Source organism: Alistipes sp., from assembly GCF_020026455.1.
Classification (GTDB): Bacteria; Bacteroidota; Bacteroidia; order Bacteroidales; family Rikenellaceae; genus Alistipes.
This window is the reverse complement of sequence record NZ_JAHHQJ010000012.1, coordinates 25,318-44,608: the sequence shown is the minus strand read 5'-3', so window position 1 is coordinate 44,608 and position 19,291 is coordinate 25,318. Positions and strand designations below refer to the sequence as shown.

Genomic DNA, 19,291 nt, shown 5'->3' with positions numbered 1-19,291 from the left:
CTTTACACGACACACCAAGCCTATGAGAAAACTATTGCTCCTGCTCCTGTCCGGCATGCTCTCCGGTGCATGTGTGGACAATGACTACGACCTGACAAACGTCGACTCCGACAATATCGCCATCGGCGATGAAGAGTCCCGGTTCTGCATCCCGCTGGTCAAGGTGCTCGTCTCCAAGGACGAGATCAGAAACAGCAACGGCAACATCGAAGAGATCTTCCGCGAAGCCGACATCTGGTTTCCCGCGCAGTTGCCCGACGGCCAATTCGTCGACCTCGTCAAATTACGGAACGACTCCTCCTATGCAAACACGCTGTTCGAAACGCTGTGCGTGGAGATGCAGACCAGCGATGACAAGCTCTCATCGGTCGTCGATCTGATCTGGGTCAAATACGCCGCGAAATTTCTGCCGCTCCTCAACCTGACGGCCCCCGACGAGCAGACCTTCAAGACGGCATTCAAAACCGCCTACCGCAACAACGCAGCGCTGCGCGAACGGCTGGTGGCGGAAATCACCGCATCGGCCCGCGGCTACCTGACCACCGCGCTTCAAATAGACCGGCTCGAATACGAAGTCGGCCATATCGACATCAGCAGCGACATCGTGGACATGCTCGCCGACAACCTCGACCCCAAGGGCACGCCCAATGCCCGCAACACGCTGTTCCTCTACGGGCAGATCACCAGCGGACTGCCCCTTTCGCTGCACCTCAACCCGATTTTTTCGCCCACGGAGGTCTCGTTCCAGGTCGAAGTCGGCGCAAACAGGGCATCGAACGAAATTCCCGAAACACAACTTTTCGCCGAGGACCTGCGGCAGATCGTCGAGGGCATCACGATCCGGACTTCAGTGACGCTCACGGAATACTATCCCGGCAAAGGATTCAGCAACGACCAACACCAGATCGTCATCAGCCTGAGCCTGCTCAAGAACGGAGGTCTGAAATTCGACATCTAAACCGCACCCCATCATGAAAAAACTATATACCCTCGTCGCTGCAGCGCTCCTGGCGACCGGAGCCGCAGCCCAAAACCCCACAGCCTATTTCATGGAGGGATCGACCTTCCGCAGCCAGTTCAACCCGGCCTTCGCCCCGCTGCGCGGCTACGTCAACATCCCGGCCCTCGGTGGCATGAACATCAACGTGAGCGGCAACATCGCCCTGGACAACATCCTCTTCTCCCGCAACGGCAGGCTGGTGACGCTGCTCGACAGCTCCGTGTCGGCCACCGACGCGCTCTCCGGCCTCAAGCGGAACAACATGCTGGGCACGGACTTCCGCATGAACGTCATCGGATTCGGCGCCTTCACCGACAACCACAAGAATTTCTGGTCGTTCGACCTCAACGTGCGGGTCAACGAAGACACCAACCTGCCCTACTCGCTCTTCGAATTCATCAAACTCGGCAAGGAGAACCGGATCCGCGACTTCGGCGCCTCGATGGACTCCTACCTCGAGGCGGCTTTCAGCTACTCGTTCCCGCTGATGGACGACCGTCTCTACATCGGCATCCGCGGTAAATTCCTCGCCGGAATCGCCCGCGCACGGGTCCACTACGACCGCTTCGACATCTCGCTCCGCGAAGACCGCTGGGCGGTGCTCTCCAAGGGAATGCTGGACCTCACGGCCGCCGGGTCCGAAGTCGGAACAAACCCCGACAGCGAGAACTTCGAAATCGGCGACCTCAAAATCAAACCCACCCAACCCTCGGGATACGGATTTGCCCTCGATCTGGGCGCCACATACGACATCCTGCCCAACCTGCAGGCGTCGCTGGCCGTGACCGACTTGGGATTCATCAGCTGGGGCAAGAAACACTCCGTCAGAGGCATCTCGACGCGGGAAGCGGAATTCACGGGCACCACGGTGCCGGAAAACAGCGCGGAACCGGTTCCGGATTTCGACTTCGAAATGCTGAAATTCAACCAGGTCGACAAACAAAGCACGACCAAGATGCTCCACGCGACAATCAACGCCGGACTCGAATACGAAGTGTGGCGCCACAAAATCGGCATCGGTCTGCTCTACACGGCCCGCGTCTGGACCTACAAGACCCGCCACAACATCACCGGATCGGTCAATTTCCACCCCGTGCGCTGGTTCACTCTGTCGGGAAGCTATTCGCTGATCGACAACCGCGCCCGCGCCGTCGGCCTGGCGCTGAATCTCTGCCCCGGCTGGATCAACTTCTACCTGGCAACCGACATGCTGACGTCGAAGCACACGCCGCAGTGGGTCCCCATCAAACAGAGTTCGATGAACGTGACGCTCGGCATGGGTATCCCCATCGGCAAGCGAAGCCACCGCATCGCGGCCTACGTGCGCGAAGGCGACAAACACTGACCGGCTTTCCGCAAACGCCGGATCCCCGGCTCAATGAGCCGGGGATCTGACCTGCAAATACTTCCCGCAGCCGGGGCGGGCCCCCGGACAGGCGGCCACAAGGCGAAAAAAAGCGGATTTTCCGGGCAAAGCAGGTCCTACGCTTCGGATTTTTAGACGCACCCATATCACTTTCGGGCAAAGCAGTTGCAAATCCGGAAACTTTACCTATCTTTGCGCCGTAAGAAATTCGGAACTGTTTTCCGACATCTCCTCCATCCTCAAACATATTGCGGCGGCCCTGAAAATCTGTGTGAAGTTGCGTCACTACTTTTGAATTCTTCAAAAACGGGCCGTCGCAATCTTTTCTTCTGTCTCGCTCTCAGCAAAAAGCATACCGTTTTCACCGTCGGCCTCCAGCCGTTTCAGCGCCGCGCGCGTCGCCGCACGCCCCGCTTCGAGAATCTCCCTCGAGCGGTAGAACTCGAACATGCCGAAGCTGTCGGCGGGAAGTCCGACCATGATGTCGGGTTGGTACAGACGGCACATCAGCTGCGTGATGCGCTGCTGCATGATCTGCGACGAAGCGATCAGCACCTTGTAATAATTCAGCGACGCATTGGCCCGGTGGACGGAATCAGCCCCGAACCGGGCGCTGACATCCACGGCGACCAGCAGGTCGCCCTTCTCGCGCCGCACGCGGTTCAGCGGCAGCGGATTGACCGTGCCGCCGTCGATCAGCACCCGCCCCTTGCGGTGCACGGGCCTGAAAACCGAAGGTATCGAAATCGAAGCCCGGATAGCGTCGTACAATCCCCCACTGTCGAGCACCACCTCGTCGCCCGTCAGCAGATCGGCCGCCACGGCGGCAAAAGGTACGGGCATCTGCCCGATCTCCACATCGGGGACCAACTCCTTCATCGCCTCCATCACCCGATCGCCCTTGACCAGTCCTTCGGTGCTCATCGCAAAGTCAATCAGGCTGAAAACCTTGTATTTATCGAGTGCGCACATCCACTCCTTGAACGGCTCGAGATAGCCCGAGGCATACACGCCCCCGACCAGCGCCCCCATCGAGGTCCCGGCCACGGCACCGATCTCAAATCCCTGTCTCTCCAACTCTTCGATGGCCCCGATATGGGCCACGCCCCGGGCGCCGCCACCGGCCAGCACCAAAGCCACTCTTCTCTTTTTCATAGACTCCCATTCATTAAGGCTCCTTGTTCCACACGCAAGGTCCGAAAGCGGACCTGCACGCATCGTGCCGCACATCCCGTGCCGAGCCCCATCCGGACGACGCCCCGGCACAGCCGCCGCAAACAGACTTCGCACCGGCCCCGCCAGCATCCCGGACAGGGCAAAAACGACATCCCGCCGGCCTCACCGAAGGGCTCCCTGCCGACGAGGGGGGGGGCCTCCGCGGAGGGCATTCAATCCGTTATCACATAATCCATCACCACATCGTGCGGCTCCACGGGCAGCTCCCCGACCAGCCGGAAGGCAAAGCACACGCCGACTTTCACGGCATGCACCCCCGGCCGGGAGAGGTATCTGTCGTAGTAACCCCGGCCGCGGCCGCAACGGGCTCCCGCGGCGGTGAACGCCGTGCCAGGAACAACCACCAGGTCGATCTCCGACGGGTCGCACGTCTTCGCCTCCGGCCCCGGCTCGGCGATGCCGAAAGCCCCCGGGCGAAGTGTCTGCGGGTCGTATTCGCAAAACCGCATCACCTCCCCTTCGACGCGCGGAACCACGATGCGCTTCACGGCACTCCACCGCACCAGCGTCTCCGCCGTGTCCGGCTCGTCCGGAAGCGAGCAGAAAACGCCCACCGTCCGGGCCGCATCGAAAGCCTCCAGCCGACCGACCCGGTCGAATATCCGCCGCGAGGCTTCGGCACGCTCCGCAGCGTCCATTCCGAGATTTCGCCGACGCATCGCGGCGCGCAGTTCTTTTTTGGTCATAAAACTCTCCTTTCTGACATGAAATTCCCGCCTGTTTTTATTGTTATTCCGCAAACAATGGCTATCTTTGCGTGCGTAAACAGAAAAGCACCGGAACACAAATCATTAACAAATATACAAAATTAAAATCATTATGAGCTGTTTTCTATCTAATTCCTCGCTTGGCAAGAAGTTAGTAATGAGCGTGACGGGCGTGTTCCTCGTGCTCTTCATCCTCTTCCACATGTCGATGAACATCACGGCGATCATCTCGCCCGAAGCGTACAACATGATTTGCGAACTGCTGGGCGCAAACTGGTACGCACTGGCCGGAACGGCCGTACTGGCACTGGGCGTATTCGTCCACTTCTTCTACGCAGTCGTCCTCACGCTGAACAACTACAAGGCACGCGGCACGCAGCGCTACGCCGTGACGGTGCAGGAGCCCGGCGTGACGTGGGCCTCGAAAAACATGCTCGTACTGGGCTTCATCATCCTGGGCGGCCTGCTGATCCACCTGTTCAACTTCTGGTCGAAGATGCAGCTCATCGAGATCCTGGGCGGGCACGAGAACTCGCTGGGACTCCACCCCGCGGACGGAGCCGCACTGATCGCCTACACCTTCTCGAAATGGTACTACGTGGTGATCTACCTCGTATGGTTCGCTGCCCTGTGGTTCCACCTCACGCACGGCGTATGGTCGATGTTCCAGACCGTGGGCTGGGCCAACGACACGTGGTACCCCCGCCTGAAGTGCATCGCCAACATCGTGGCCACGATCGTATTCCTCGGATTTGCCGCCGTGGTGCTCGTCTACTTCTTCTGTCCCTGCATCGCAGGCGCATGCTAATCACTCCATTGTAGAATAATAAACACACAAACGATATGGCTTTAAAATTAGATGCTAAAATTCCTGCCGGTGCTCTGGCCGAAAAGTGGAGCAACCATAAGACAGCTATCAAGGTCGTAAGCCCCGCCAACAAGCGCAAGCTCGACATCATCATCGTCGGTACGGGTCTGGGAGGCGCCTCCGCAGCCGCTTCGCTCGGCGAACTGGGCTACAACGTCAAAGTATTCTGCATTCAGGATTCGCCCCGCCGCGCCCACTCGATCGCCGCTCAGGGCGGTATCAACGCCGCGAAGAACTACCAGAACGACAACGACTCGGTATACCGCCTGTTCTACGACACGATCAAGGGCGGCGACTACCGCGCCCGCGAGGCCAACGTCTACCGTCTGGCCGAGGTCTCGAACCTGATCATCGACCAGTGTGTGGGTCAGGGTGTTCCCTTCGCCCGCGAGTACGGCGGCCTGCTGGCCAACCGTTCGTTCGGCGGCGCACAGGTATCGCGTACGTTCTACGCCCGCGGACAGACGGGACAGCAGCTTCTGCTGGGTGCCTACGCAGCCCTCAACAAGGAGATTGCCGCCGGTTCGGTGAAGAGCTACCCGCGCCACGAGATGCTGGACATCGTCATCGAGGACGGCGAGGCAAAGGGTATCATCGCCCGCAACCTCGTGACGGGCGAGATCGAGCGCCACGGCGCCCATGCCGTCGTGATCGCCACGGGCGGCTACGGCAACGTCTTCTTCCTGTCGACCAACGCCATGGCATCGAACGGCTCGGCCGCATTCCAGTGCTACCGCAAGGGTGCCGGCTTCGCCAACCCCTGCTTCACGCAGATTCACCCCACCTGCATCCCCGTACACGGCGACCAGCAGTCGAAACTGACGCTGATGTCGGAGTCGCTGCGCAACGACGGCCGCATTTGGGTTCCCAAGAAGATCGAGGACGTCAAGGCGATCCGCTCGGGTGCCAAGAAGCCCTCGGATATCGCCGAGGAGGACCGCGACTACTATCTGGAGCGTCGCTACCCGGCTTTCGGCAACCTCGTGCCGCGCGACGTGGCTTCGCGTGCAGCCAAGGAGCGCTGCGACGCAGGCTTCGGTGTGAATGAGACCGGTCTGGCCGTGTTCCTCGACTTCAAGACCGCCATCGAGCGTCTGGGCAAGGATATCATCAAGCAGCGTTACGGCAACCTCTTCGACATGTATGAGGAGATCACCGACGTCAGCCCCTACGAGCAGCCGATGCAGATCTTCCCTGCCGTACACTACACGATGGGCGGCATCTGGGTCGACTACAACCTGATGACCACCATCCCGGGCCTCTACGCCATCGGCGAGGCCAACTTCTCCGACCACGGAGCCAACCGCCTCGGTGCCTCGGCCCTGATGCAGGGTCTTGCGGACGGCTACTTCGTACTGCCCTACACCATCGGCGACTACCTCTCGCACAAGATTCAGGCCCCGAAGGTGAAGACCGACACCAAGGCCTTCGACCAGGCCGAGAAAGACGTCAAGGAGAAGATCGCCAAACTCCTCGCGATCAAGGGCAAGCAGTCGGTGGACGACATCCACAAGAAGCTGGGCCACATCATGTGGGAGAACGTCGGCATGGCCCGCACGAAAGAGTCTCTCGAAAAGGCCATCACCGAGATCCAGGCCCTGCGCAAGGAGTTCTGGAAGGACGTGAAGGTCGTAGGCAAGGAGAACGAATTCAACGTCGAACTCGAAAAGGCGCTGCGTCTGGCCGACTTCCTGGAGCTGGGCGAGCTGATGGCCCGCGACGCCCTCAACCGCGAGGAGTCGTGCGGCGGACACTTCCGCTCGGAGCACCAGACCGAGGAGGGAGAAGCCAAGCGCGACGACGAGAACTTCGTATATGCCGCCGTATGGGAGTACAAGGGCATGGATCAGGCCCCGGAGCTCACCAAGGAGCCGCTGAACTTCGAGTTCGTACACCCCGCACAGCGCAACTACAAAGATTAAGGCCATTTGACGTTGAACTTTAATATCGAATCGAAACCATGAATTTTACATTAAAGATATGGCGTCAAAAGGACGCTAAATCCAAAGGAGCTTTCGAGAGCTACAAGGTGGAGAACATTTCGGCCGACACCTCGTTCCTCGAAATGCTCGACATCCTGAACAACAATCTCATTCACGAGGGCAAGGAACCGGTGGCCTTCGACCACGACTGCCGCGAGGGTATCTGCGGCATGTGCTCGTTGCACATCGACGGACAGGCCCACGGCCCCAGCCAGGGCGCCACAACCTGCCAGATCTACATGCGCAAGTTTAAGGACGGAGCCACGATCACCATCGAGCCGTGGCGCTCGGCGGCCTTCCCCGTCATCAAGGACCTCGTGGTGAACCGCTCGGCCTACGACCAGATTCTGCAGGCCGGAGGTTTCATCTCGGTGCGCACGAACTCGGTTCCCGACGCCAATGCCATTCCGATCTCGCAGGCCGACGCCGAGGAGTCGATGGACGCCGCCGCCTGCATCGGCTGCGGAGCCTGCGCCGCAACGTGCAAGAACGGTTCGGCCATGCTCTTCGTCGCCGCTCGCGTGTCGTCGCTCGCCAAACTGCCCCAGGGCCGTGTCGAGGGTGCACGCCGCGCCAAGGCGATGGTCGCCAAGATGGACGAGTTGGGATTCGGCAACTGCACCAACACGGGAGCCTGCCAGGCCGAGTGCCCCAAGCAGATTTCCATTGCGCATATCGCCCGCCTCAACCGTGAATTCCTCGCCGCAAAGTTCGAGGACTAACGACTGTCGCGAAAGCGAGAACCAGCAGGCCGGAGCATTTCGCTCCGGCCTTTTTTTGGACAGAGGCGGGTGATATGCGCGGCGCGCATCCCAGCAGACACTCCCCTCCCGAGCCCAAAATTTCAGCCATCCAAAATCGGGAAGCGAGAAAAAATCAAAAAAAATAAATACTTTGTATTGCATAATACTAAAACTATTCCTATATTTGCAATGTAATAATAGTAAAAACCCGAAAACAGAAAACCGCGACAATACTTTTACGACCATGAAAGAGACTGTAAACGTAAACATCGGCTCCGTGGCATTCACCCTCGACGAGGACGCCTACCGGGTATTGGGCAGCTATTTCGACGACATCCGGCGGCGCCTGCCGGAGGGTGACACCGAGACGATGAGTGACATCGAAGCCCGTGTGGCGGAGATCTTCCGCGAGCGGGTCGCCTCGCCCATGCGGGTCATCACACTCGACATCGTCCGTGCGACGATGGCCCAGATGGGCAACCCGTCCTATTTCGGCGAACCCCGCGATGCGGAGCAGTCCGGGCCCGCCCGGAAGCAGGACGAGACCGAATGTGCCGGCCAGCCGCCTCTGCGCAAACTCTACCGCACGCGTTCCGAGCGTTCGATAGCCGGCATCTGCGGGGGTCTGGCCGCCTATTTCGACTCCGACCCGACGCTGATCCGGCTGATGATGATCCTGCTGACCCTCTTCGGCGGACTCTCGATCTGGGTCTACATCATCCTCTGGGTCGTCATTCCCGAAGAGCCGGCCCCAAAGTTCAATATCAACAAAAAAAATCGATAAATGATGACAACGAACGAAAACAGACGGTTGCTCCGTTCCCAAGACAGCATGATCGCAGGCGTCTGTGCCGGTCTGGCCGAATTCTTCGGACTCGACACCTCGCTGGTACGCATTGCAACCCTGCTCCTGATCTTCTTCGGAGGTCTCTCGCTCTGGGTCTACATCATCCTCTGGCTGATCGTCCCCAAAGCCCCCAAAAGATTAAACGAATAGCACCATGGCTGAAGACAACGTAAAGGCGCAAATGCGCAAAGGAATTCTGGAGTATTGCGTCCTCGCCATTCTCTCCCGCGAGGACTCGTATGCTCCGAGGATCATCGCCGAGCTCAAACAGGCCGAGATGATCGTAGTCGAGGGTACGCTCTACCCGATCCTCACCCGGCAGAAGAACGCCGGACTGCTGACCTACCGCTGGGAAGAATCGCCCCAGGGTCCGCCTCGCAAGTACTACACGCTCACGGACAAAGGCCGCGAATACCTCGCAACGCTCGACGAAGCATGGGATGAACTCGTCGGACAAATCCAACTCATCCGCCACGGAAAAACCGAAAACAAGTAACCCTTATAAAACACAGTCATGAAAAAACTCCTGCTGATAACCGCTCTGATCGCAGCCTGCCTCTCCGTAACCGCCTATGTCACCTGCGTCGCAATGCCTCTGCTGGGCAAAAACATCAAGGGCAGCGGCAAGATCGCCACACGAACCGTTTCGGCCCCCAAATTCAACGGCATCGAAGCATCGCACGGCGTGAAAGTCGTCATCTCGGACAAGGTGTCGGACATCCACATCGAAGCCGACGACAATCTGATCGACCTGGTGGTGGTCCGTGCCTCCAAAGACAAACTCGAAGTCTCGTTCGATCCAAAGATAAACAGGATCCAGAACGCCAACGCCACGATCACCGTCCCGGCCAACCGGAAAATCCGCTCACTCGAAGCTTCGAGCGCCTCGAAAATCGTCGGCGAGACGACACTCAAAGCCGACAAATTCAGCATCGACGCGTCGAGTGCCGCCAACATCCAGGTTGCGGTAGAGGCCACCGCCTGCACCATCGCGGCATCGAGCGCCTCGAAGATCGAGGCCACGATCGAGGCCGAAAGCTGTTCGCTCGACGCTTCGAGTGCCTCGAAAGTCATCCTCGAAGGTTCCGTCGGGACGTTCCACGCCGACATGAGCTCGGCATCAAAACTCAATGCCGGAAAATTCACGGCCGTCACCGCCAAACTCGACACGTCGAGCGCCGCAAGCGCTTCGATCGACTGCAGCGGAGAACTCACCGCCTGCGCGTCGAGCGGCTCGTCGATCCGCTACTCGGGCGACTGCCAGACATCGCTGGAAAAGTCGAGCGGCGGCAGCATCCACAAACTCTGAATCCCGAAATGACGCGACAAGCATGAAAGAGGTTAAAAAATGCAGCATCTCGGGCGTGGCGTTCACGATGGACGCCGACGCTTACCAGGCCCTCGAAACCTACCTCGAAAGCCTCACGACAACCTATAAGGACACGGCCGACGGCGCGGAGATCGTCGCCGACATCGAAGCCCGCATCGCGGAACTGATCCTCTCGACGCAGGACAACACCCGCGTCGTGGAGAAACCGCTGATCCAGAACATCATCCGACAGATGGGCACGGCCGAGGACATCTCCCGGGAGAGCGTCGACCACGACCTGCACTGCGACACGCCGCGCATCCCCCGCCGGCTCTACCGCGACACGGAAAACGCCAAACTGGGCGGCGTCTGCGCCGGAATCGGCAAATATTTCGACATCGACCCCGTATGGGTGCGCCTCGGGCTGTTTCTGCCCCTGCTGTTCGTCGGCTTCGGGTGGATTCCCTTCCTGCACTGGTTCTCCCCGATGTTCGGCAACCTGTTCGGCATCTTCATGATCTGCTATTTCATCATGTGGTTCGCCGTGCCGGCAGCCCGTTCAGCGCGCCAGAAACTCGAAATGAACGGCGAGAAGATCACCGCGCAGTCCATCGGTCAGGTCACCGCTGCCTCGGCCACAGCCTGTACCGAACCCGACGCCATGGCCAAACCGATCATCGCCGAAGTAGTATCGGTCTTCGGCAAGATGGTGCTGATCCTGCTGAAAATCATCACCGGATTCATCGTCTTCGGTCTCATCATGGCGGCCTGCGGCCTGATCATCGGCCTCTTCGCCCTGATCGTCGGCGGGGAGGGATTCTTCACGCCTGCCGTCTTCGGCAACACGCTGTCGATCTGGACCGTAAGTCTGGCCATCCTTACCGCACTCATCCTCGTCATCCTGCTGATCTACGTACTGATGTGCCTGATTGCCTCGCGCAAACCCGGCAGCAAGACCGTGATGGCGATCTTCCTGCTGTGGCTGGCCTCGATCTGCGCCGTGTCGATCATGGCCATCCGTGAGAACGCCGGCGCCAAGTTCCAGGCAAAACACCGGAAGATCGAACAGGTGTTCCAAAGCAAAATCATCATCGACGGCGACACCACCACCCTCGAGCGCCTGCTGGAAGATTACGACGGCGAAAGCGTGATCGAGGAGGGGCAGAAGACACTGCACATCTCCATGCCCTCGAAATCCCTCAACATCACCGTCGACAAGAACCAGGGCGCACTTCAGGTCAACGCCAACGGCCGCAAGGTCTCGATCAAAGCCTCCGAGAGCGACGACGAGGCCCCGGCGGAGACGTCCGAACAGGAGGCCGACGACAGCGAAAGCCGAGAAACGCCCCGCGGCAGTGCCGCCCAATCCCGGTAGGCAAATCCGGAAACCGGCTGCGGCAAAATAAAAAAAGTTCCCCGAAATACGGGCGGCATCCATTTTTGGGCCGCCCGTATTCTTGAATTTTTTAAACTATTTTCGTACCTTTGGACGGTTTAGTTTTTAACAAATGAGAGTATGAGCGGAATCAAGAGCATAGGCATTCTGACATCGGGCGGCGACGCGCCGGGCATGAATGCCGCAATCCGCGCGGTAACACGCAGCGCCATCTACAACGGATTTACCGTAAAAGGAATCATGCGCGGATTCAAGGGTCTGGTGTTAAACGAGATCGTTGAATTCAAATCGCAGAGCGTGAGCAACATCATCCAGCTGGGCGGCACGATCCTGAAAACCGCCCGCAGCGAGGAGTTCAAAACCGCCGAAGGCCGCAAAACGGCCTACGACAACATGGTGGCCGCGGGTATTGACGCACTGGTGGTGATCGGCGGCGACGGATCGCTGACCGGCGCGGGAATTTTCGCCGATGAATACAACGTTCCGATCGTGGGCCTTCCCGGAACGATCGACAACGACCTCGGGGGCACGGACTCGACGATCGGCTACGACACGGCGCTGAATACGATCATGGAGTCGGTCGACAAACTGCGCGACACGGCCTCGAGCCACGAACGTCTCTTTTTCGTCGAGGTAATGGGCCACACGGCGGGTTACCTGGCACTCAACAGCGCCATCGCGACGGGTTCCGAGGCGGCAATCATCCCCGAGATGGAAACCGAAGTCGACCAGCTGGCGGAACTGATCAACCACGGATTCCGCAAGAGCAAGAACTCGGCGATCGTGATCGTCGCGGAGAATCCCAAGACGGGCGGCGCCACGGCTCTGGCCGAACGTGTGAAGAAGGAGTTCCCGCAGTACGACGCACGGGTGACGATCCTAGGCCACATCCAGCGCGGCGGCTCGCCGACGGCCGTGGACCGCATCCTCGCCTCGCGCATGGGCGAAGCGGCCATCGAGGCGATCCTCGACGGACAGCGCAACGTGATGATCGGCACGATGAACGGCAAGATCGTCTACGTGCCCTTCGCCAAGGCCATCAAACACGACAAAGGCATCGACCGCGGAGCCCTGGAGCTGGTGAAAATCCTGTCGATCTAAACAGTTCCACCCTGCCGCCGAACGGCGCCAAACAACCGAAATCAACAAAAACCCGAACATAAGCGAATGAAACACGTACTTGGCATCGGCAATGCCCTGACCGACATGCTGGTCAACCTGAAAACCGACTCCGTGCTGGGAAGGTTCAAATTAGCCAAAGGCTCCATGAGTCTCGTGGACACCCGGCTCCAGACCGAAATTTCGAAATCGGTGGCCGGACTCCCCTATTCCCTCTCGCTCGGAGGATCGGCCGGCAACACCATCCGCGCCATGGCGCAGCTGGGCTGCAGCGTCGGCTTCATCGGCAAGGTAGGCCCCGACACCACGGGCGACTTCTTCATCCAGGCGCTGGACAACCTCGGCATCACTCCGATCATCTTCCGGGGCCGGGAGCGTTCGGGCAAATGCGTGTCGCTGATCTCCGCCGACGGCGAGCGCACGATGGTCACCCACCTCGGCGCGGCGCTCGAACTCGCGTCCGAAGAGATCGAACCTTCGATTTTCGAGGGCTACGACTGCCTCTACGTCGAAGGCTACCTGGTGCAGAACCACGACCTGATTCTCAAGGCTGCCCGCACGGCCAAGGAGTGCGGGCTGAAGGTGGCCATCGACCTGGCCAGCTTCAACATCGTGGCCGAAAACCTCGAATTCCTGCGCAACCTGGTGCGCGAGCATGTCGACATCGTCTTCGCCAATGAGGACGAGGCCAAGACCTTCACCTGCGAGGCCGAGCCGCTGAATGCCCTTCAGGCCATTTCGCAGATGTGCGGACTCGCCGTCGTGAAGATCGGCACGAAGGGCGCGCTGATCAAGCAGGGCGAAGAGGTCGTTCACGTGGGCATCATGGCCGCGGCCAAGCGCGTGGATACCACGGGAGCGGGCGACTTCTATGCGGCCGGATTCCTGGCGGGACTTTGCGACGGGCTTTCGCTGCGCCAGTGCGGCACGATCGGCGCCATCACGGCCGGCAAGGTGATCGAAGTCGTCGGCACAACCTTCGGCGAGGAGGCCTGGGACGAGATCCACCAGTTGGTGAACAAAGTCAAAAACGAGAAATATCTGTTTTAGGAACAAGGGGTTGGACGATCGTCCAGCCCCTTGTTTGTAAAATATCGGTCCCGCATTCGAAGCATGCGCTGCCGGTCCTCGCCCCACGGACGCCCGCCGCATCCGCAATTCCGACCCGCTGCGGGTTCAACGCTTGATCTTCGAGAAGAGCCCCCGGCTGATTTCCAGACGCATGCACAGCAACCACCGCGATTTGCGGGGCGGCATCGTACAGCACAACAGGAGTGTCGCCACCCATTTGGCAATCTCCAGCACGAAGGTCTTCGGCAGCCGGCGGTGGATTTCGGCCCGCAGCCGCTGGCTCACCCCGACGTTGTAACTCAGCCGCCGGAAATAGGCCCCGGTGAGCTTCGACGGCGGAATGATGTGCCACATCACCGCCCCCGGCACGTACCAGATCGTCTCGCCGCCGAGCAGGAGCCGTTCGAAAAAGTCGTTCTCCTCGCCGCCGATCAACTCGCCGTTCACCCGCCCCAGCGTCGGGTCGAAACCGCCGTAACCATCCAGTCCCGCACGCCGGAAGGCCATATTCCCGCCCCCCGGAACGCGTCCCGCCGGAAACGGGCGCACCCGCTCTCCGAAATCCATCGGATTGGCAATCGGCATTTCGACATATTTCGACATCCACGCCGGACGCCCCGCGGGGTATTCGGCGACGATGCGTCCCCCGGCCACAACGGCCCCGGGGCGGGATTCGAAGAGGTCGAGATAAGCGCGCAGAAATCCCGCGTTGACCCGTTCGTCGTCGTCGATGAAGGCCACCAGCGGCGCCTGTGCCTCCCGCAATCCGCGGTTGCGGGCATACGACACCCCCGGACCCTGCTCCGCGACGAGGCGCAGGCTGCAGTCGGGATGCGCCGCGGCAAAGGCGGCGAAACGCGCTTCGGTGTCGTCCGTCGAATTGTTGTTCACCACCACGCACTCCCACTCGTCGTGCGGAAGGTCCTGACACACGACGGATTCGAGCGCCGCAACGAGTTGTGCGGCACGGTTGTGCGTGGGAATAACGAGCGAGATTCGAATCATCGTGCGAATGTAGCAATTTATCCGTAAAAAACTGTATATTTGTCCGAAATATAAAACGCGATACGACTATGTACAAACTGATTCGTAGCCTCCTGCCGGCTCTTGCGGCAATAATCGCCACGACCGTCTCGGCGCAGAGCGTCAGTTGGAAAAGCTCGGTGCAGCACCTCGACGGCCAGAACTACCGGATCGTACTGGAAGCCTCCATCCCGGCTCCCTGGCACATGTACGACATGGGCCCCTATGAAGACGGCCCCAATGCCACGACAATCACCTTCACTCCGGGCGAAGGCGCCCAACTCGAAGGAGACGTCGAGCAGTTGACCCGCCCCGAACGCCACTACGACAAAACGTTCGAAATGGAGATCGGAACCTTCGCCCAAAAGGCGCAGTTCGCCCAGAATGTGAAACTCACGGCTCCGCAGGCCACCGTCCGGGCGGAACTCGCATGGATGATCTGCAACGATACGAGCTGTCTGCCGCCCGACGACACGGAACTGACGATCACCCTGCCTGCAGGTGCGACACCCGCCGTACAGTCGGCGGAAACTCCGGACAAGGCGGGTGCCGCAGCCCCGGAAACCGTCCCTGCGGCCGAAATCGTCCCCGCACAGAAGCAGGCCGCGGGCGGCTCGCTCTGGGGGCTGATCATCGAGGCTATTCTGTGGGGCTTCGCCGCCCTGCTGACCCCCTGCGTCTTCCCGATGGTCCCGATGACGGTCTCGTTCTTCATGAAAGGCTCCGGAAGCCCCGCACTGGGCCGCATCCGCGCCGGCATGTACGGATTCTTCATCGTGGCCCTCTACACCCTGCCCATCGCGGCGATCATCCTGATCACCCGCATCGTGGGCGGCGATGCCGTGACGGCCGACATCTTCAACTGGCTGGCCACGCACTGGCTCCCGAACATCCTCTTCTTCCTGGTCTTCATGGTCTTCGCCGCATCGTTCTTCGGAGCGTTCGAGATCACGATGCCCTCGTGGATGGTCAATAAAACCGACTCGAAGGCCGACTCCAAAGGCTTTGCCGGCATCTTCTTCATGGCTCTGACCCTCGTTTTGGTGTCGTTCTCGTGCACCGGACCCATCGTCGGCTCGGTGCTGATCAAATCCACCGCCGGGGAGTTCTGGAGCCCCATCGTGACGATGCTGGCCTTCTCCATCGCCTTCGCGCTGCCGTTCACCCTCTTCGCCTTCTTCCCCTCAATGCTCAAGAAGCTGCCCAAAAGCGGCGGATGGCTCAATTCAGTGAAGGTCGTGCTGGGATTCATCGAAGTGGCGCTGGGCATGAAGTTCCTCTCGGTCGCCGACCAGACCTACCACTGGGGAATACTCGACCGGGAGATCTACCTCGCCGTGTGGATCGTGACCTTCTCGCTGCTGGGCCTCTACCTGCTGGGCAAAATCAAGTTTGCCCACGACAGCGACATGCCCTACCTCGGCGTAGGACGCCTGGCGATGGCCATCGTGACGTTCTCGTTCGTCGTCTACCTCGTCCCCGGCATGTGGGGCGCCCCGCTCAAAGGCCTTTCGGGCTACCTGCCTCCCCTGCACACGCAGGACTTCGTACTCGGGAAGGAAGGATCCGGAACAGTCCCGGCGGGCGACGATGCGCGCATGCTGCTGACCGCCGACGGCCGGAAACCCAAGCACAGCGACTTCCTCCACCTGCCGCATAACCTCGAAGGATTCTTCGACCTGGAAGAGGCCGAGGCATACGCCGCCAAGGTCGGCAAACCGCTCTTCATCGACTTCACCGGCCACGGATGCGTCAACTGCCGCGAAATGGAGGCCCGTGTATGGTCCGATCCGCAGGTGCTCGACATCCTGCGCAACGACTACGTGATCGTAGCGCTCTACTCCGACGACAAGAAGGTGCTCCCCGAAAGTGAATGGGTGACCACCGATACGGGCAAGGTGCTCAAGAGCCTTGGCAAGATCAACTCCTACTACGCGTTGAAGACCTTCGGAGTCAACGCCCAGCCCTACTACGTATTGCAGGGGCGCGACGGGAAGGAACTGGTTCCGCCCCGCGGCTACGACCTCGACGTACAGGGATTCGTCGACTTCCTCCGCCGCGGAGTCGAAGCCTTCGACAAACAGAAATAGGGATTCACCAAACAGCGACAGGGATTCCCGACCCGGAAAAAGCCTGCACCCGAAAGGGGCGCAGGCTTTTTCCGCATTCCGGACAAGGATTGCCGGCCGGCTTCCGGGGCAATCGTCATGCGGGTATCCCACCTACGGCCGGGCCTCCAAGCCCGGGATTCGGAATCGGAATCCCTGCAGGATCCGAACAGCCCACACGGCTCTCTCCTACAAGTCAATGCGCCTGCACGATGCCGCCGCAACATCAAAAGGCTGCTCCACCCCGGGCAACGAAACCCGATGCCGGACATCGTCCATATTGACCACCAGGTAGACCCGCGAACCGTCGGGCTTGCGCCACTCGGCCGCCAGCACCCGCGTATCCCGGCCGAAACCCGGAATCTCCACCTCGGGATTGTCGCCCGAAGGCGTCAGCTCCCGGAGGAAAAGCCCTCCGTAGACCACATCGTGCACCCCGCGGCGGAACTGCATGAGATTTCTCATGAAACGGGCCTCGCGCTCCACCCTCTTGTCCATCAGTAGAACGGGATCGACCCATCCGATCTGGGCCCCCCACAACAACGCCTTGGCCAGTTCATAGCGGAAATCCCCCGCCCCCATCTTTTCGACCCGGGTCGGCGTATAGGTGAAGGCACTCATTACGGCCCGGTCGGAGTAGACCATCGGGAAAACCGGCCGGATCACACACCGCTCCGCTTCATGGGGCGTATTGACCACCAGCAACATGTCGAACAGGTCGATATAACACTCTGCATTCTCCTCGCTGGTCAGGATCCGCCCCTCCGACAGGTGGCCGGCACGGATCTTCCCGATCAGACGGCGGTAACCGTCATACCAGAAATCGCCTCCGCCCAGCGGATGGCCGTGTCGGGGATTCCAGCAGGGTTCGGGCGCGGCGGCAGCAATCTGATCGATGTAAATACCGTCGACACCAATGCCCTGTTGCAGGCTGTCGATCAGTCCGATGATCTTCCGATGCCAGATGTCGGTCGAAGGACAGGTCACCGTATTGAGCACCCTGGAGGTAGGATAGATCTCGGTATAAAGCGAACCGTCGGGCTTGCGGCACGAAGCCTCGAAACCCCGGTCCCGGCGATAGCTCCCGGCCGCAGGATCCCACAGGCGGCCGTTGATATAGGGCGTAACCCGTGCCCCGGCCTGCTGTGTCTGATGCACCATCTCCGCAAACCGGCTTTGGGCAGGCAGGTAGTCGGGATAATGCGTGTCGTAGGGATGGTTGTGCCAAAAGTACCAGTGCACGCCCAGCCCCGGGCCGAAAAATTCGGCGGCACGCAGCACGGCATCGAGTGTCGCATCGGTAACATGCCGGGCCCGCACCCACGCATCGGCATCATAGCACCACTGCGGAATGGCGCGCACAGCCAGCGGCTTGGAGCCCCACTCGGTCGTGAAGGTAAACGGGCGATACCATCTCACCACGGCATCCTCCCACCCCCTGGGGTTGAAGCCCGTAAGCGAACGCCACGGCAGACGGAACGTACCCCGACTGATCCATCCGGCCGACGCGGGAATGGCATTGCTGAAGGTCACCGTCGAAGGCGAACATTCGGCTGAGTAGGTCTTGCCGCAACCGCGGCGGTCCTCCGTACCGTAGTAGAAGGCTCCCTCGGGATTGTGCACCAGGATAAACTGCATGGAGGAGGCGTGCGACGGATAGCGCGCCTGGAAGGTCCCGATCTCCAGCTTGCGCTCGACACCCCATCCCTCGGTGGTGATGACCCGTGCCCCGGCGGGACGCCCGACCACCAGGCGAGGAAACTTCAGATCGGTAACCAGCCATTTTTCGGGCAGATCGGCTTCCAGATCCCACGCCAACAACTCGCCCTCATCGGGCAGGGTGACGGACATGCGCACGGGATACTTCGCCGAAGAGTAATCGAGCGTCAGCTCCCAGGTAAACACCAGTGTCTTGGCCCCGGGCTCCTCGCGCACCTGCACCCCCTTGTAGACGGCATGCTCGGGCTTGAGTTCGGGGTTCTCGCCCTGCACTCCTTTATATATAAGGATCCAGGGGGTCCTGTTCATCCCTTCATGCACGACCGACTTGCCCCCCAAGACCAATTTGCGGATATCGAAGAAGTCCTTACCGCTGAATACCGCCTCAACCGCAGCATTCGAAAGCGTATACAGCCCGTCGGCCGACGTTACAACCGTCTTTTCCGCCGCGAACACTCCGGCAGGCAGTAGAAAAAGGGCCACGAAAACAGTTAGTCTCTCAATCATAATCCATTGCTGTAAGTTTATCATACGATCCGACCGCCATGCAACAACCCAGGGAAGCCGCTCCGCCACCGGATCCTTGCGGGCAACGGGCGGAGGCGAGGATAAAAGTAACAAAAATATTTTACATATTAATTCTTTATGAATATATATTTTTAACAAAAAAATCCAATCTACTCCAAAATATTCAAATAAAATCTTTGCCGACCGGCAGCCGCACCACAACAGGCGATTCACCCCAATCATTTCACTAAAAGGGGAATCAAGACCCGACTCAGCCCCATTCGGGAGTA

The 19,291-nt window shown here is 59.8% G+C and carries 17 protein-coding genes; 13 read left to right on the top strand and 4 right to left on the bottom strand.

Going from position 1 to position 19,291, the window contains the following annotated elements; translation table 11 throughout:
* Nucleotides 1-22: 22 nt before the first annotated feature.
* Complete coding sequence (locus tag QZ460_RS07820; protein ID WP_290541020.1) at nucleotides 23-958, top strand: hypothetical protein; 936 nt, start codon at nucleotides 23-25, stop codon at nucleotides 956-958.
* Nucleotides 959-971: 13 nt separating this feature from the next.
* A complete protein-coding gene (locus QZ460_RS07815) occupies nucleotides 972-2,345 on the top strand; it encodes a DUF5723 family protein (RefSeq protein WP_290541019.1) in 1,374 nt (457 codons plus the stop codon).
* A gap of 321 nt (nucleotides 2,346-2,666) precedes the next feature.
* Here the strand turns inward: QZ460_RS07815 and QZ460_RS07810 are convergent, their stop codons facing one another.
* A complete protein-coding gene (locus QZ460_RS07810) occupies nucleotides 2,667-3,521 on the bottom strand; it encodes a patatin-like phospholipase family protein (protein WP_290541018.1) in 855 nt (284 codons plus the stop codon).
* Nucleotides 3,522-3,754: 233 nt separating this feature from the next.
* The gene (locus QZ460_RS07805) at nucleotides 3,755-4,288 is read right to left on the bottom strand and encodes a 5-formyltetrahydrofolate cyclo-ligase (protein WP_290541017.1); all 534 of its coding nucleotides are present in this window, start codon (nucleotides 4,286-4,288) and stop codon (nucleotides 3,755-3,757) included.
* Nucleotides 4,289-4,421: 133 nt separating this feature from the next.
* Between QZ460_RS07805 and QZ460_RS07800 the strand changes: the two genes are divergently transcribed.
* From QZ460_RS07800 to QZ460_RS07755, 10 genes are all read left to right on the top strand, one after another.
* Nucleotides 4,422-5,117 (top strand): succinate dehydrogenase cytochrome b subunit, encoded by a 696-nt coding sequence (locus tag QZ460_RS07800; protein WP_290541016.1) that lies wholly within the window; start codon nucleotides 4,422-4,424, stop codon nucleotides 5,115-5,117.
* A 35-nt stretch (nucleotides 5,118-5,152) separates the two neighbouring features.
* Nucleotides 5,153-7,099, top strand: a complete 1,947-nt coding sequence (locus QZ460_RS07795; RefSeq protein WP_290541015.1) for a fumarate reductase/succinate dehydrogenase flavoprotein subunit — start codon at nucleotides 5,153-5,155, stop codon at nucleotides 7,097-7,099.
* Nucleotides 7,100-7,137: 38 nt separating this feature from the next.
* A complete protein-coding gene (locus QZ460_RS07790) occupies nucleotides 7,138-7,881 on the top strand; it encodes a succinate dehydrogenase/fumarate reductase iron-sulfur subunit (RefSeq protein ID WP_290541014.1) in 744 nt (247 codons plus the stop codon).
* Nucleotides 7,882-8,146: 265 nt separating this feature from the next.
* The gene (locus tag QZ460_RS07785; protein ID WP_290541013.1) at nucleotides 8,147-8,686 is read left to right on the top strand and encodes a PspC domain-containing protein; all 540 of its coding nucleotides are present in this window, start codon (nucleotides 8,147-8,149) and stop codon (nucleotides 8,684-8,686) included.
* Nucleotides 8,687-8,899, top strand: a complete 213-nt coding sequence (locus tag QZ460_RS07780) for a PspC domain-containing protein (RefSeq protein ID WP_290541012.1) — start codon at nucleotides 8,687-8,689, stop codon at nucleotides 8,897-8,899.
* A 4-nt stretch (nucleotides 8,900-8,903) separates the two neighbouring features.
* Entirely contained in the window at nucleotides 8,904-9,245 is a 342-nt protein-coding gene (locus QZ460_RS07775; protein ID WP_290541011.1) for a PadR family transcriptional regulator, read from the top strand.
* A gap of 18 nt (nucleotides 9,246-9,263) precedes the next feature.
* A complete protein-coding gene (locus tag QZ460_RS07770) occupies nucleotides 9,264-10,058 on the top strand; it encodes a head GIN domain-containing protein (RefSeq protein WP_290541010.1) in 795 nt (264 codons plus the stop codon).
* Nucleotides 10,059-10,080: 22 nt separating this feature from the next.
* Nucleotides 10,081-11,433, top strand: coding sequence for a PspC domain-containing protein (locus QZ460_RS07765; RefSeq protein WP_290541009.1), 1,353 nt, complete (start codon nucleotides 10,081-10,083; stop codon nucleotides 11,431-11,433).
* Between the two features lie 141 nt (nucleotides 11,434-11,574).
* Nucleotides 11,575-12,555: a 6-phosphofructokinase gene (gene pfkA, locus QZ460_RS07760; RefSeq protein WP_290541008.1), complete on the top strand. Its 981-nt coding sequence runs from the start codon at nucleotides 11,575-11,577 to the stop codon at nucleotides 12,553-12,555.
* 66 nt (nucleotides 12,556-12,621) lie between these two features.
* Entirely contained in the window at nucleotides 12,622-13,623 is a 1,002-nt protein-coding gene (locus QZ460_RS07755; protein WP_290541007.1) for an adenosine kinase, read from the top strand.
* Nucleotides 13,624-13,749: 126 nt separating this feature from the next.
* On the opposite strand, the gene QZ460_RS07750 is transcribed toward QZ460_RS07755, so the two are convergent.
* Complete coding sequence (locus QZ460_RS07750) at nucleotides 13,750-14,649, bottom strand: glycosyltransferase family 2 protein (protein ID WP_290541006.1); 900 nt, start codon at nucleotides 14,647-14,649, stop codon at nucleotides 13,750-13,752.
* 68 nt (nucleotides 14,650-14,717) lie between these two features.
* Here QZ460_RS07750 and QZ460_RS07745 point away from each other — a divergent pair, with 68 nt between their 5' ends.
* On the top strand, nucleotides 14,718-16,757 hold the full coding sequence (locus QZ460_RS07745; protein WP_290541005.1) for a cytochrome c biogenesis protein CcdA: 2,040 nt from the start codon (nucleotides 14,718-14,720) through the stop codon (nucleotides 16,755-16,757).
* 207 nt (nucleotides 16,758-16,964) lie between these two features.
* On the opposite strand, the gene QZ460_RS07740 is transcribed toward QZ460_RS07745, so the two are convergent.
* Nucleotides 16,965-19,001: a DUF6259 domain-containing protein gene (locus QZ460_RS07740; RefSeq protein WP_290541004.1), complete on the bottom strand. Its 2,037-nt coding sequence runs from the start codon at nucleotides 18,999-19,001 to the stop codon at nucleotides 16,965-16,967.
* Nucleotides 19,002-19,291: the final 290 nt, after the last annotated feature.